At 42.3% G+C, this 14,837-nt stretch carries 12 protein-coding genes and 5 tRNA genes; all 17 read left to right on the forward strand.

Annotation, left to right across the window (positions count from 1 at the left end; genetic code table 11):
- The first annotated feature begins 100 nt into the window (after positions 1 to 100).
- Positions 101 to 292 (forward strand): 30S ribosomal protein S21, encoded by a 192-nt coding sequence (gene rpsU, locus DWW91_RS24795; RefSeq protein WP_007654191.1) that lies wholly within the window; start codon positions 101 to 103, stop codon positions 290 to 292.
- Between the two features lie 73 nt (positions 293 to 365).
- A complete protein-coding gene (gene xerC / locus DWW91_RS24800) occupies positions 366 to 1,262 on the forward strand; it encodes a tyrosine recombinase XerC (RefSeq protein ID WP_007654190.1) in 897 nt (298 codons plus the stop codon).
- A gap of 2 nt (positions 1,263 to 1,264) precedes the next feature.
- A complete protein-coding gene (gene hpf / locus DWW91_RS24805) occupies positions 1,265 to 1,564 on the forward strand; it encodes a ribosome hibernation-promoting factor, HPF/YfiA family (protein WP_007654185.1) in 300 nt (99 codons plus the stop codon).
- 97 nt (positions 1,565 to 1,661) lie between these two features.
- Positions 1,662 to 1,735: transfer RNA gene (locus DWW91_RS24810), tRNA-Thr, on the forward strand.
- Between the two features lie 22 nt (positions 1,736 to 1,757).
- Positions 1,758 to 1,840 (forward strand) — tRNA-Tyr (locus DWW91_RS24815).
- A gap of 51 nt (positions 1,841 to 1,891) precedes the next feature.
- Positions 1,892 to 1,964, forward strand: a tRNA-Gly gene (locus tag DWW91_RS24820).
- Positions 1,965 to 1,975: 11 nt separating this feature from the next.
- Positions 1,976 to 2,047, forward strand: a tRNA-Thr gene (locus DWW91_RS24825).
- Positions 2,048 to 2,098: 51 nt separating this feature from the next.
- A complete protein-coding gene (tuf, locus tag DWW91_RS24830) occupies positions 2,099 to 3,286 on the forward strand; it encodes an elongation factor Tu (protein ID WP_007654184.1) in 1,188 nt (395 codons plus the stop codon).
- A gap of 47 nt (positions 3,287 to 3,333) precedes the next feature.
- Positions 3,334 to 3,406, forward strand: a tRNA-Trp gene (locus tag DWW91_RS24835).
- A gap of 19 nt (positions 3,407 to 3,425) precedes the next feature.
- Positions 3,426 to 3,620 (forward strand): preprotein translocase subunit SecE, encoded by a 195-nt coding sequence (gene secE, locus DWW91_RS24840; RefSeq protein ID WP_007654183.1) that lies wholly within the window; start codon positions 3,426 to 3,428, stop codon positions 3,618 to 3,620.
- A 12-nt stretch (positions 3,621 to 3,632) separates the two neighbouring features.
- Complete coding sequence (gene nusG / locus DWW91_RS24845; protein WP_007654182.1) at positions 3,633 to 4,175, forward strand: transcription termination/antitermination protein NusG; 543 nt, start codon at positions 3,633 to 3,635, stop codon at positions 4,173 to 4,175.
- 63 nt (positions 4,176 to 4,238) lie between these two features.
- Complete coding sequence (gene rplK, locus DWW91_RS24850; RefSeq protein ID WP_007654181.1) at positions 4,239 to 4,682, forward strand: 50S ribosomal protein L11; 444 nt, start codon at positions 4,239 to 4,241, stop codon at positions 4,680 to 4,682.
- Positions 4,683 to 4,697: 15 nt separating this feature from the next.
- A complete protein-coding gene (rplA, locus tag DWW91_RS24855; protein ID WP_007654180.1) occupies positions 4,698 to 5,396 on the forward strand; it encodes a 50S ribosomal protein L1 in 699 nt (232 codons plus the stop codon).
- Between the two features lie 17 nt (positions 5,397 to 5,413).
- Positions 5,414 to 5,944 (forward strand): 50S ribosomal protein L10, encoded by a 531-nt coding sequence (rplJ, locus tag DWW91_RS24860; RefSeq protein WP_007654179.1) that lies wholly within the window; start codon positions 5,414 to 5,416, stop codon positions 5,942 to 5,944.
- 44 nt (positions 5,945 to 5,988) lie between these two features.
- Positions 5,989 to 6,366: a 50S ribosomal protein L7/L12 gene (gene rplL, locus DWW91_RS24865; protein ID WP_007654177.1), complete on the forward strand. Its 378-nt coding sequence runs from the start codon at positions 5,989 to 5,991 to the stop codon at positions 6,364 to 6,366.
- A gap of 107 nt (positions 6,367 to 6,473) precedes the next feature.
- Positions 6,474 to 10,286, forward strand: a complete 3,813-nt coding sequence (gene rpoB / locus DWW91_RS24870) for a DNA-directed RNA polymerase subunit beta (RefSeq protein WP_122329234.1) — start codon at positions 6,474 to 6,476, stop codon at positions 10,284 to 10,286.
- 74 nt (positions 10,287 to 10,360) lie between these two features.
- Entirely contained in the window at positions 10,361 to 14,653 is a 4,293-nt protein-coding gene (gene rpoC, locus DWW91_RS24875; RefSeq protein WP_007654173.1) for a DNA-directed RNA polymerase subunit beta', read from the forward strand.
- Positions 14,654 to 14,837: the final 184 nt, after the last annotated feature.

Here is a 14,837-nt window from a genome sequence, read left to right on the forward strand (position 1 = left end):
CGTAAAATAAATTCCGGAAAGTTTTGCTAATAACGAAAGAATCAGTAATTTTGCTGCCCATTTTGAGGATGTAATTAAAAACAATATAATAAATTAAATTATGATCGTAGTTCCATTGAAAGAAGGCGAAAACATTGAAAAAGCGCTTAAGAAATTTAAAAGAAAGTTCGAAAAGACAGGTGTGGTAAAAGAACTGAGAAGTCGTCAGGCTTTTATAAAACCCTCTGTTGAAAAGAGAAAACAAAACATGCGTGCGGTTTACGTTCAGCAATTGCAGCAGGTAGAAGAATAAAATATCCTGTCAGGCTTGTTTTATTGAATTCTTATTCCTATTTTCGTTGCATAATAGTTGATGCAACGCAGATATGTTGATAGATTCATTTTTAGATTATCTTCGGTATGAAAGGAATTACTCCAATTATACGATAGAGGCTTATTCGAAAGATTTGCGTCAGTTCGAAGAATATGTGAAATTGAATAAGGAAAGCGTATTTGTTCCGGGAGATGTCGATGCGGATTTAGTCAGAAGTTGGATCGTTTCTTTAATGGACGAGAAGATTTCTCCGGTGTCGGTCAATCGGAAATTAAGTTCTTTGAAGTCTTTTTTTAAATTCCTTATGAAGCAGGGAAGCATCTCTGTGAATCCATTAAGGTTAATAACCGGACCGAAGACAAAAAAGCCGTTACCTTATTTTGTAAGAGATAAGGAAATGGAGTTGTTGTTGGATGGAGATGGATTTGATGAGGATTTTGAAGGTGTAAGGGATCGTCTGATACTTGAAATGCTGTATGATACAGGTATCCGCCGTTCGGAATTGATCGGAATACAAGATTCCGATGTGGATTTCGGAGCGATGCAGATACGTGTGACAGGTAAGCGTAACAAGCAGCGGTTGATTCCATTTGCAGAAGGGTTAAAGAACTTGATACAAGCATACACTGAAGTTCGAAATCGTGAAGTTGGTTCGGAGAGCGGATGGTTTTTTGTAAGAAAAAACGGGGAGCAGTTGTCGGCAGGTATCGTATATACTATAGTAAAGAAGAAACTGTCGGAGATCCCAACATTGGCGAAACGTAGCCCTCATGTATTGAGACATTCGTTTGCAACAAGTATGTTGAATAATGGAGCAGAGTTGAACGCTGTGAAAGAGTTGCTCGGACACAGTAGTTTGGCTTCAACCAGCGTTTACACACATACAACCTTTGAGGAATTAAAAAAAGTGTATCATGCTCATCCAAGAGCTAAAAAAGAAGGAGGTTAATTATGGACATTAGAATTCAAGCAATCCATTTTGACGCTACAGCGCAGTTAGAAGCGTTTATTCAGAAGAAAGTTAGTAAGTTGGAGCAATACTTCGACGGCATAATATTGGCAGAAGTAACATTAAAGGTCGTGAAGCCTGAAGCTGCTAAGAATAAAGAGGCTGCTGTACGTTTAAAAATAAAGAATGGCGATTGCTTTGCGGAGAAGGTAAACGACACTTTTGAAGAGTCAATTGACGAATGTGTTGAAGCTTTGGAAAAGCAATTAGTTAAATTCAAGGAAAAAATCAGAGCCAAATAAAAAAAACGGTAGATAAATTTGGTATGTAAGAAATAATATCTAAATTTGCAGCCGTTTCGCCTACCCGACGAAACGGCTTCTTTTAGAAAGAAGGTTTGCCTCTTTAGCTCAGTTGGCCAGAGCACGTGATTTGTAATCTCGGGGTCGTTGGTTCGAATCCGACAAGAGGCTCAAAAGAATTGAAATTTGAAATGGGCAGTTACCAGAGTGGCCAAATGGGGCTGACTGTAACTCAGCTGTCTTTCGACTTCGGTGGTTCGAATCCATCACTGCCCACTACTAAGGAACAATTCTAAGCGAGAATTGGTTCGTGAAAGATTTAAAATTGCGGAAGTAGCTCAGTTGATAGAGCATTAGCCTTCCAAGCTGAGGGTCGCGGGTTTGAGCCCCGTCTTCCGCTCTTTTTATTTCGCCTGTGTAGCTCAGCGGTAGAGCACTTCCTTGGTAAGGAAGAGGTCCCGAGTTCAAGTCTCGGCACCGGCTCAAGATGATATTTAGAACATGATCATTAATCAAATAAAGAACAATTAAGTTATGGCAAAAGAGAAATTTGACAGATCGAAACCACATGTGAACATTGGTACGATTGGTCACGTTGACCACGGTAAAACAACTTTGACAGCTGCTATCACAACAGTATTGGCAAAGAAAGGTCTTTCAGAACTGCGTTCATTCGATTCTATCGACAACGCTCCTGAAGAAAAAGAAAGAGGTATTACAATTAACACTTCTCACGTAGAGTATTCGACTGCAAACCGTCACTATGCTCACGTAGACTGTCCGGGTCACGCCGACTACGTAAAGAACATGGTAACTGGTGCTGCTCAGATGGACGGTGCTATCATCGTAGTTGCTGCAACTGATGGTCCTATGCCTCAGACTCGTGAACACATCCTGTTGGCTCGTCAGGTAAACGTACCGAAGCTGGTTGTTTTCATGAACAAATGTGACATGGTTGACGACGAAGAAATGTTGGAATTGGTTGAAATGGAAATGAGAGAACTTCTTTCTTTCTATGATTTCGATGGTGACAACACTCCGATCATCCGTGGTTCTGCTCTGGGTGCATTGAATGGCGACCCGAAATGGGAAGACAAAGTTATGGAGTTGATGGAAGCTGTTGATACATGGATTCCTCTGCCTCCGCGCGATGTTGATAAACCTTTCTTGATGCCGGTTGAAGACGTGTTCTCTATCACTGGTCGTGGTACTGTAGCAACAGGTCGTATTGAAGCAGGTATCGTAAAAGTTGGTGAAGAAATTCAGATCATCGGTCTGGGTGCTGACGGAAAGAAATCAGTTGTAACTGGTGTTGAAATGTTCCGTAAGCTGTTGGATCAGGGTGAAGCTGGTGACAACGTAGGTTTGTTGCTTCGTGGTATCGACAAGAACGAAATCAAACGTGGTATGGTTATCTGCCATCCGGGTAAGGTTAAAGAACACTCTCGCTTCAAAGCTGAGGTTTATATCCTGAAAAAAGAAGAAGGTGGTCGTCACACTCCGTTCCACAACAAATATCGTCCTCAGTTCTATATCCGTACATTGGACGTAACAGGTGAAATTACTCTTCCGGAAGGAACTGAAATGGTTATGCCTGGTGATAACGTAACAATCGACGTTGAACTGATCTACCCGGTAGCTTGTAACGTAGGTCTTCGTTTCGCAATCCGCGAAGGTGGACGTACAGTAGGTGCTGGTCAGATTACAGAATTAGAAAACTAATTCATACATAAATCATGTAGCCAGTCTGTAACAGGACTGGCTATTTTACGGAAGTAGCTCAGTTGGTAGAGCACTGGTCTCCAAAACCAGGTGTCGGGAGTTCGAGCCTCTCCTTCCGTGCTAAAAATCTATAGATTCGATGAAAAAGATAATTACTTATATTAAGGAATCTTATAACGAACTTGTTTATAAAGTTTCTTGGCCTACTAGAACAGAGCTTTCCAATAGTGCTGTGGTTGTTATGTTTGCTTCCCTTATAATTGCAGCAGTAATCTTTGTTGTGGACTTAGGCTTCGAAAGCGTAATGCGTTTCTTCTACGAGAAAATCTTTTAATCAGTTTTAGATATGTCTGATATCCAAAAGAAATTTTATGTTCTGCGTGCCATCAGTGGTAAGGAGAATAAAGTCAGAGAGTATCTCGAGGCTGAGTTGAAGAACACAGATCTGGGTGAATATGTCAACCAGGTTCTGATACCTACGGAGAAGACTTTTACGGTGCGTAATGGTAAGAAAGTGATGAAAGAAAGAGCTTACTTGCCGGGTTATGTATTGGTAGAAGCTGCATTAGTCGGAGAAGTCGCTCATCGATTAAGAAGCATTCCTAATGTAATCGGATTTTTGGGCGGGTCTGATAACCCGGTTCCGTTGCGTCCTTCTGAAGTGAATCGTATTTTAGGTACGGTTGACGAATTGCAGGATCAACAGGAAGAACTGGATGTCCAATTTTATGTTGGCGAGAGTGTTAAGATCACCTTCGGACCGTTCAGCGGTTTTACTGGTGTAATCGAAGAAGTCAACGCCGAGAAAAAGAAACTTAAAGTGATGGTGAAGGTCTTCGGACGTAAAACCCCGCTTGAGTTGGGTTATATGCAAGTTGAGAAGGAGTAATACTTTTGTTACGAGAAGTATTTTCTTTCTGTTATTGATGTTATATATCTAAATTTTAGAAAAATGGCTAAAGAAGTTGCTGGACAAATCAAATTGCAGATTAAAGGAGGAGCAGCAAACCCTTCTCCCCCAGTAGGACCTGCCTTAGGTTCTAAGGGTATTAATATTATGGAGTTTTGCAAGCAATTTAATGCCAGAACCCAAGACAAGGCTGGTAAGATATTACCTGTGGTAATTACTTACTATGCTGATAAGTCTTTCGACTTTGTCGTTAAAACCCCTCCTGTTGCTATCCAGTTATTGGAAGCATCTAAACAGAAGAGTGGTTCTGCTGAGCCGAACCGTAAGAAGATTGCAGAAATCTCTTGGGATCAGGTAAAAACTATTGCAGAAGACAAACTGGTCGACTTGAACTGTTTTACTGTTGAAGCTGCCATGAAAATGGTTGCCGGAACAGCTAGAAGTATGGGTATAACTGTTAAAGGGACATTCCCGGGTAATAATTAATAAACTTCAATTGAAATGAGTAAACTGACAAAAAATCAAAAGTTGGCTTTGGGCAAGATTGAAGCTGGGAAAGCATATACATTAAAAGAAGCATCAGCATTAGTAAAAGAAATTACTACTTCTAAGTTTGATGCATCTGTAGATGTGGATGTTCGTTTAGGAGTTGACCCCCGTAAGGCCAATCAAATGGTTAGAGGCGTGGTTTCATTGCCTCACGGAACAGGAAAACAAGTTAGGGTTCTCGCATTATGTACACCAGACAAGGAAGCTGAAGCAACTGCTGCTGGAGCTGACTATGTTGGCTTGGATGAGTATATAGACAAAATTAAAGGTGGTTGGACTGATATTGACGTTATCATCACTATGCCTTCTATCATGGGTAAGATCGGTGCTTTAGGTCGTGTATTAGGCCCTCGTGGTTTGATGCCTAACCCTAAGAGCGGTACGGTTACCAATGAAATCGGCAACGCAGTGAAGGAAGTTAAGCAAGGTAAGATCGACTTTAAAGTAGACAAATCTGGTATCGTTCATACATCAATCGGAAAGGTATCTTTCAATGCCGATCAGATTCGTGATAACGCTAAGGAATTTATTTCAACTCTTTTGAAGTTGAAACCGTCTGCAGCTAAAGGTACATATATAAAGAGCATTTATCTTTCTAGTACAATGAGCGCGGGTATTAAGATTGACCCGAAATCAGTTGAAGAAAACTAATTTAAAATTGTTGGACAATGAAAAAGGAAGATAAAGGCATAGTTATAAGCCAGCTTACAGAAACTGTAAAGGAATATCCTAATTTCTATTTGACTGATATCGAAGCATTGGATGCTGAGAAAACAAGCAAATTGAGAAGAGAATGTTTCAAACAGGAAATCAAGTTGGTTGTTGTTAAGAACAACTTGCTTAAAAAAGCACTGGAAAATGTAGGTGGTGATTTCTCACCGCTGCAGGTTGCTTTGAAAGGCAATACAGCTGTTATGTTTTCACAGACAGCTAACGCTCCTGCTCGTCTGATAAAAGAATTTACTAAAGGTGCCAAGAAAGGCGAAGTGGCTAAACCGGAATTGAAAGCTGCCTATGTACAGGAAAGTTTCTATGTCGGTGCTGAAAACCTGGAAGCCCTTGTAAATATCAAGAGCAAAAACGAACTTATCGGCGACGTTATTGCATTGTTGCAATCTCCGGCGAAGAACGTTATCTCTGCTCTTCAGTCATCAGGACAAACTATCCATGGTCTGTTGAAGACTTTGGAAGAAAGATAATTATTTAATATTTTACAGTAAACAATCATTTAAATCATACAAAAATGGCAGATTTGAAAGCTTTTGCAGAACAATTAGTAAACCTGACCGTAAAAGAAGTTAGCGAACTGGCTACAATCCTTAAAGAAGAATATGGTATTGAACCTGCTGCTGCAGCTGTTGCTGTTGCTGGTCCTGCAGCTGGTGGCGCTGCTGCTGCAGAAGAAGAAAAGACTTCTTTCGATGTAATTTTGAAAGCAGCTGGTGCTAATAAATTGGCTGTTGTTAAGGCAGTAAAAGAATTAACTGGTCTTGGTTTGAAAGAAGCTAAAGATTTAGTTGACGGTGCACCTAGCGCAATCAAAGAAGGAATCGCTAAAGCTGACGCTGAAGGATTAAAGAAACAGTTGGAAGAAGCTGGAGCTGAAGTTGAGCTTAAATAGTATTTATAACCTGGTTTCCAGGTGATTTGGTTAAGAGTCTCCCTCAAAGGAGATTCTTAACCTTTTTGTGTCTATAATTTCAATAAGTTCAATAAATTCCTTACTAGATGTCTTCAACAGCTGAAAACCAAAGAGTTAATTTTGCTTCGATTAAGAATCAGTTTCCGTATCCGGACTTTCTCGAAGTTCAATTGAAGTCATTCCAAGACTTTCTTCAACTTGACACACCTCCTGAGAAGAGAAAGAAGGAGGGTTTGTATAAGGTGTTTGCAGAGAATTTCCCTATTGCAGATACCAGAAACAACTTTGTGTTGGAGTTCTTAGATTACTATATCGATCCGCCCCGTTACTGCATAGATGAATGTATTGCCCGCGGATTAACCTATAGTGTGCCTTTAAAAGCAAAGTTAAAACTGTATTGTACAGACCCGGATCATGAGGATTTCGATACGGTTATCCAGGATGTATATCTGGGCCCGATCCCTTATATGACTGATCGCGGTACTTTTGTGATAAATGGTGCTGAGCGTGTTGTTGTTTCACAGTTACATCGTTCTCCGGGCGTATTCTTTGGTCAGAGTACACATGCCAACGGAACGAAATTGTATTCAGCACGTATCATTCCGTTTAAAGGCTCATGGATCGAATTTGCAACAGACATTAACAATGTGATGTATGCATATATCGACCGTAAAAAGAAATTACCTGTAACTACCCTTTTAAGAGCTATTGGTTTTGAAAGCGATAAAGATATTCTTGAAATCTTTAACCTGGCTGAAGAAGTAAAAGTTTCAAAAGCAAACCTGAAGAAACTGATCGGTCGTAAGCTGGCTGCCCGTGTATTGAAAACCTGGGTGGAAGATTTCGTAGATGAAGATACTGGCGAAGTTGTTTCTATTGAACGTAATGACGTTATCATCGACCGTGAATCGGTGTTGGATAGCGACAGTATTGAAGCAATTCTGGAATCTGGTACACAAAATGTATTGTTACATCGTGAAGACCAGAATCTTTCAGATTATGCAATCATCTATAATACGCTTCAGAAAGACCCCAGTAACTCTGAAAAAGAGGCTGTATTATATATTTACCGTCAGTTGCGTAATGCAGAACCTGCAGACGAAGCAAGTGCCCGTGAAGTTATACAGAACCTGTTCTTCTCTGAAAAACGTTATGATTTAGGTGAAGTAGGCCGTTATAGGATTAATAAAAAGTTGAACCTTACTACCAGTGATGATGTTAAGGTTTTGACAAAAGAAGATATAATCGAGATCATCAAGTATCTGATCGAATTGATTAACTCAAAAGCGATCGTGGATGATATCGACCATTTAAGTAACCGTCGTGTTCGTACTGTAGGTGAACAGTTATACAACCAGTTCGGTATCGGTCTGGCTCGTATGTCACGTACTGTACGTGAGCGTATGAACGTTCGCGACAATGAAGTATTTACTCCGATCGATTTGATTAACGCGAAGACTATCTCTTCTGTGGTTAACTCCTTCTTCGGAACGAATGCTTTGTCGCAGTTTATGGACCAGACAAACCCGTTGGCTGAAATTACTCACAAACGTCGTCTGTCTGCCCTTGGACCGGGTGGTTTGTCAAGAGAGCGTGCCGGATTCGAGGTTCGTGACGTTCACTATACACACTATGGCCGTCTTTGTCCGATTGAAACACCGGAAGGACCGAACATTGGTTTGATCTCTTCTCTTTGTGTGTATGCAAAAATCAATGACCTGGGATTTATATCTACCCCATATCGTAAAGTTGTGGATGGTAAGGTAGATTTTTCAGAAGATTCTTTGCAATATTATACAGCGGAAGAGGAAGAAGAAATGACCATTGCACAGGGTAATGCTCCGTTGGATGAAAACGGTAAGTTTATTCTAGAAAGGGTTAAAGCTCGTTTTGAAGCAGACTTCCCTGTTGTGCCGCCTTCAGAAGTAGATTTGATGGACGTTGCTCCGCAGCAGATTGCTTCTATCGCAGCTTCTTTGATTCCGTTCCTGGAACATGATGATGCTAACCGTGCATTGATGGGATCTAACATGATGCGCCAGGCAGTTCCTTTGTTGCGTACGGATGCTCCGATCGTTGGTACAGGTATCGAAGCACAGGTTGCTCGCGACTCCCGTACTCAGATTATGGCAGAACGTGCCGGTGAAGTTGTTTTTGTTGATGCAACTTGTATCAAGATTAAATATGACCGTACTGAAGACGAAGATTTCGTAAGCTTCGAAGATGCGGTTAAGACCTATGTTATTCCGAAGTGGCGTAAGACTAACCAGAGTACGACTGTAGACCTTCGTCCGATTTGTCACCGTGGCCAACGTGTAGAGGCTGGTGATATCCTGACTGAGGGTTATTCGACTCAACTGGGTGAACTTGCTTTGGGACGTAACGTGAAAGTGGCTTACATGCCTTGGAAAGGTTACAACTATGAGGATGCTATCGTACTGAACGAACGTATGGTTCGTGAGGACTTCTTTACTTCTGTTCACGTGGATGAATATATCCTAGAAGTGCGCGAAACTAAACGTGGTATGGAAGAGCTTACATCCGATATCCCTAATGTTAGTGAAGAGGCTACCAAAGATTTGGATGAAAGAGGTATTGTTCGTGTGGGTGCCCGTATCGAACCGGGTGACATTCTGATCGGTAAGATTACTCCGAAGGGCGAATCGGATCCTTCTCCTGAAGAAAAATTGCTGCGTGCAATCTTCGGTGATAAGGCTGGTGATGTGAAAGATGCTTCTTTGAAAGCGACTCCGTCTCTTCGTGGTGTTGTTATCGATACGGCTTTATTCTCTAAAGCTGTTAAGAAACGTAAGTCTAGATTGACAGATAAGGCTATTCTTCCGAAGTTGGATGAAGAATACGAAATGAAGATGGCCGACCTGAAGAACTTACTGGTAGAAAAGTTATTGACGCTTACTAACAATAAAGTTTCTCAGGGTGTTAAAGACTACATGAATACTGAAGTGATTGCGAAGGGCGCTAAGTTTGGTCGCAAGGCTTTGGAAGATCTGGATTACAATGCTGTTCAGGTTAGTAAATGGACTGCCGATGCTGATAAGAACGAACTTATCAAGCAGGTGATCCTGAACTATCTGAAGAAATATAAAGAACTGGATGCCGAACTGAGACGTAAGAAATTCGACCTTACTATCGGTGATGAACTGCCGACAGGTATCGTTCAGATGGCAAAGGTTTACATTGCTAAGAAACGTAAGATTCAGGTAGGTGATAAGATGGCCGGTCGCCACGGTAACAAAGGTATTGTTTCCAAGATCGTTCGTCAGGAAGATATGCCGTTCCTGGAAGACGGAACTTCGGTTGATATCTGCTTGAACCCGCTGGGTGTGCCTTCCCGTATGAACCTGGGACAGATTTTTGAAGCAGTATTAGGTTGGGCCGGTAGAACGATGGGAGTGAAGTTTGCTACTCCGATTTTCGACGGTGCATCACTGGATGACCTGAACGAGATGACTGACAAAGCTGGTATTCCTCGGTATGGTAAATCTTACCTGTACGATGGTGGAACCGGTGAGCGTTTCGACCAGCCGGCAACCGTAGGTGTTACGTACTTCCTGAAACTGGGTCACATGGTTGATGATAAGATGCACGCCCGTTCAATCGGTCCGTACTCTTTGATTACTCAACAGCCTCTGGGTGGTAAAGCTCAGTTTGGTGGTCAGCGTTTCGGAGAAATGGAAGTTTGGGCACTGGAAGCCTTCGGTGCCGCACATGTTCTTCAGGAAATTCTTACAATTAAGTCTGACGACGTTGTAGGACGTTCTAAAGCTTACGAAGCAATTGTGAAGGGTGATCCGATGCCACAACCGGGTATTCCGGAATCTCTGAATGTATTGCTCCATGAGCTGAGAGGTTTAGGTTTAAGCTTTACTCTGGATTAATTCAACAACAATATAAGTAGGTGGGTTTCGGCTCATCTACTTTATCTATTGATAACTCTTTATAAATAAACAATATGGCCTTTAGAAAAGAAAACAAGATAAAGAGTAACTTTTCAAAAATAACCATCGGTCTGGCTTCTCCTGAAGAGATTCTTGAAAACTCTAGTGGTGAAGTTCTGAAACCGGAAACGATTAACTATCGTACGTACAAACCTGAGCGCGACGGTCTTTTCTGCGAACGTATCTTCGGTCCGATCAAGGACTATGAGTGTCATTGCGGAAAATACAAGCGTATCCGTTATAAAGGTATTGTCTGCGATCGTTGCGGGGTAGAAGTTACAGAGAAGAAAGTGCGTCGCGAACGTATGGGACATATCCATCTGGTTGTTCCTGTCGCTCATATCTGGTATTTCCGTTCTCTACCCAACAAAATCGGGTATCTGTTAGGCTTGCCTACCAAGAAACTGGATTCTATCATTTATTATGAACGTTATGTGGTTATTCAGCCGGGTTGTGTAGACACTGTTGCTGAATTAGACCTGCTTTCGGAAGAAGAATACTTGCAGATTCTGGATAACCTGCCAAAGGAAAACCAAATGCTGGAAGATACGGATCCTAACAAGTTCATTGCAAAGATCGGTGCTGAAGCCGTTTATGATTTGCTGGCTCGTCTGGATTTGGATTCTCTATCTTACGAACTGCGTCACCGTGCAAGTACGGACGGTTCACAGCAACGTAAGAACGAAGCGTTGAAACGTTTGCAGGTTGTTGAATCTTTCCGTGCATCCAGAGGCCGTAACAAACCGGAATGGATGATCGTAAAGGTCGTTCCTGTTATTCCGCCGGAATTGCGTCCGTTGGTTCCGTTGGATGGCGGACGTTTCGCTACATCCGACTTGAATGATTTGTATCGTCGTGTTATTATCCGTAATAACCGTCTGAAACGATTAATCGATATTAAGGCTCCGGAAGTAATCTTACGTAATGAAAAACGTATGCTTCAGGAAGCTGTGGACTCTCTGTTCGACAACTCTCGTAAATCGAGTGCCGTTAAGACAGATGCTAACCGTCCGTTGAAGTCATTGTCCGACAGTTTGAAAGGTAAACAAGGTCGTTTCCGTCAGAACTTGTTGGGTAAACGTGTTGACTACTCTGCCCGTTCGGTTATCGTTGTAGGTCCTGAATTAAAAATGCATGAGTGCGGTCTGCCGAAGAATATGGCTGCCGAACTTTATAAACCTTTCGTTATCCGTAAATTGATCGAACGCGGTATCGTTAAAACGGTTAAGTCTGCCAAGAAGATTGTGGACCGTAAGGAACCGGTTGTTTGGGATATCCTGGAATATGTAATGAAAGGTCACCCTGTGTTGCTGAACCGTGCACCGACACTGCACCGTTTGGGTATCCAGGCATTCCAGCCTAAACTGATCGAAGGTAAGGCTATCCAGTTGCACCCGTTGGCTTGTACGGCATTCAACGCCGACTTCGACGGTGACCAGATGGCTGTTCACTTGCCTTTAGGAAATGAAGCTGTATTGGAAGCACAGATGCTGATGCTTGCTTCTCATAACATTTTGAACCCGGCTAATGGTGCGCCTATCACCGTTCCTTCTCAGGACATGGTGCTTGGTCTGTATTATATCACCAAGATGCGTAAGGGTACATTAGGAGAAGGTCTGGTATTCTACGGACCGGAAGAAGCGACTATTGCATATAACGAAAAGAAAGTAGATATCCATGCACCTATCAAGGTTTACGTTGATAACGTAGAAGAAGATGGCAAGCTGGTGCGTAAAATGATCGAAACATCTATCGGTCGTTTGATGGTAAATGAATTCGTTCCTTTCGAAGTTGGTTATATCAATGAAGTATTAGGAAAGAAATCTTTACGTGATATTATCGGTAAAGTAATCAAGATATGTGGTGTTGCCCGTACGGCTCAGTTCCTGGATGATATCAAGAACCTGGGTTACTACATGGCATTTAAGGGCGGTCTGTCATTCAACCTGGCCGACGTGCTTATTCCGCCAGAAAAAGATGACCTGGTAAAAGAAGGTTACGATGAAGTGGAACAGATTCTGGCTAACTATAGCATGGGTTTCATTACCTTCAACGAACGTTACAACCAGATTATTGATACATGGACACATGTCAACAGTAAGTTGTCTAATATCCTGATGAAACAGCTGACAAATGACAATGACGGGTTTAACTCTGTATTCATGATGATGGACTCCGGTGCCCGTGGTTCTAAAGAACAGATTCGTCAGTTGTCCGGTATGCGTGGTTTGATGGCAAAACCGCAGAAGAGTGGTGCTGAAGGTGGTCAGATTATTGAAAACCCGATCCTTTCAAACTTTAAAGAAGGTTTGTCAGTGTTGGAGTACTTCATCTCTACCCACGGTGCTCGTAAAGGTTTGGCCGATACCGCGTTGAAGACTGCCGATGCTGGTTACCTGACTCGTCGTCTGGTAGACGTATCGCATGACGTTATCATCAATGAAGAAGACTGTGGTACGCTTCGTGGTCTGATTTGTACGGAATTGAAGAATAACGAAGAAGTTATCGCTTCTCTGTATGAACGTATCCTGGGACGTGTATCTGTTCATGATATCCAGCATCCGTTGACTGGTGAATTGATTGTTGCTGCCGGTGAAGAAATTCGCGAAGACGCTGCTAAGCTGATCCAGGATTCTCCTATCGAAAGTGTGGAAATCCGTTCGGTACTTACCTGTGAATCCAAGAAAGGTGTTTGTGCTAAGTGTTACGGACGTAACCTGGCTACAGGCCGTATGGTTCAGAAGGGTGAAGTTGTCGGGGTTATCGCAGCACAGTCTATCGGTGAGCCGGGTACACAGTTGACACTGCGTACATTCCACGTCGGTGGTATCGCATCTAACATTGCAACAGAAAACAGTATTACATCTAAATACGACGGTATTCTGGAAATCGACGAACTTCGTGCCGTAGAAGCTGATGATGCATCAGCAGGTAAGAAGTATCAGGTAGTAGTAAGCCGTCTGGCTGAAATGCGTATCGTTGATCCGAATACGAAGATTGTATTACTGACTCATAATATCCCTTACGGTTCTAAATTGTTCTTCAATAACGGAGACAAGATTAGCAAGGGGGACGTAATTATTGAATGGGACCCGTTCAATGCCGTTATCGTATCGGAAGTTTCCGGTAAGATCGAATTTGAAAGCGTTGTAGAAGGTGTTACTTACAAAGTTGAAAGTGACGAAACTACAGGTTTGAAAGAAAAGATCATTATCGAATCTAAGGATAAGACAAAAGCTCCGGCTGCTCACATCGTTGATGAAAACGGTAATTATCTGAAAAACTATTCATTGCCGCTGGGCGCTCACGTTGTCAAAGAGAACGGCGATCCTGTTAAGGCTGGTGAAGTTTTGGTTAAGATACCGCGTGCAGTAGGTAAGGCTGGTGATATCACCGGTGGTCTTCCCCGTGTTACCGAGTTGTTTGAAGCTCGTAACCCGTCTAACCCGGCTGTCGTTTCTGAAATCGACGGTGAAGTTGGATTCGGTAAGATCAAACGTGGTAACCGTGAAATCACTGTAACCTCTAAATTGGGTGAAGTGAAGAAGTACATGGTGCCATTGTCAAAACAGCTTTTGGTTCAGGAAAATGACTATATCCGTGCCGGTATGCCGTTGTCCGACGGTGCTATCACTCCTTCGGATATCCTTGCTATCAAGGGCCCGACGGCTGTTCAGGAATATATCGTGAACGAAGTACAGGACGTTTACCGTCTGCAGGGTGTGAAGATTAACGACAAACACTTCGAAGTTATCGTTCGTCAGATGATGCGTAAGGTAGAAGTGGTTGATCCGGGAGATACTCGCTTCCTGGAACAGCAGGTGGTTGATAAGCTGGAAGTAATGGATGAGAACGATCGTATCTGGGGCAAGAAAGTTGTTATGGATCCGGGAGATTCTCAGACAATGCAGGCTGGTCAGATCGTAACAGCCCGTAAGCTGAGAGACGAAAACAGTATGTTGAAACGTCGTGACATGAAACTTGTAGAAGTTCGTGACGCTGTTCCTGCTACTGCAAATCAGATCCTTCAGGGTATTACACGTGCTGCATTGCAGACAAACAGCTTTATGTCTGCCGCATCTTTCCAGGAAACTACGAAGGTGTTGAACGAAGCTGCTATCAACGGAAAGGTAGACCGTCTGGAAGGTTTGAAAGAAAACGTTATCTGCGGTCACTTGATCCCGGCTGGTACAGGTCAGAGAGATTTCGACAAGTTGGTTGTCGGTGCTAAAGATGAATTCGAACGTATCTTTGCCAACCGCAAGAATGTTGTTGATTTCAATGCGATGGACAGAGATGATGAGTAAATAGCTTATCATATAATATAAAAGAAGGCTTTCGGTTTATTTCCGGAAGCCTTTTTTGTTTTTAGTAATTTGCTTAATCAGTATAGAACTCTTACTTTTGTCTGTCGCCTATATTAACTAACTATATAAAGTATCATGAAACATCCATGAAATAAATTTCGTCCAAGAGAATGTAAATAGGGGG

The sequence above is a fragment of the Parabacteroides sp. AF17-3 genome (genome assembly GCF_003635445.1).
In the GTDB taxonomy this organism is placed as follows: domain Bacteria; phylum Bacteroidota; class Bacteroidia; order Bacteroidales; family Tannerellaceae; genus Parabacteroides; species Parabacteroides goldsteinii.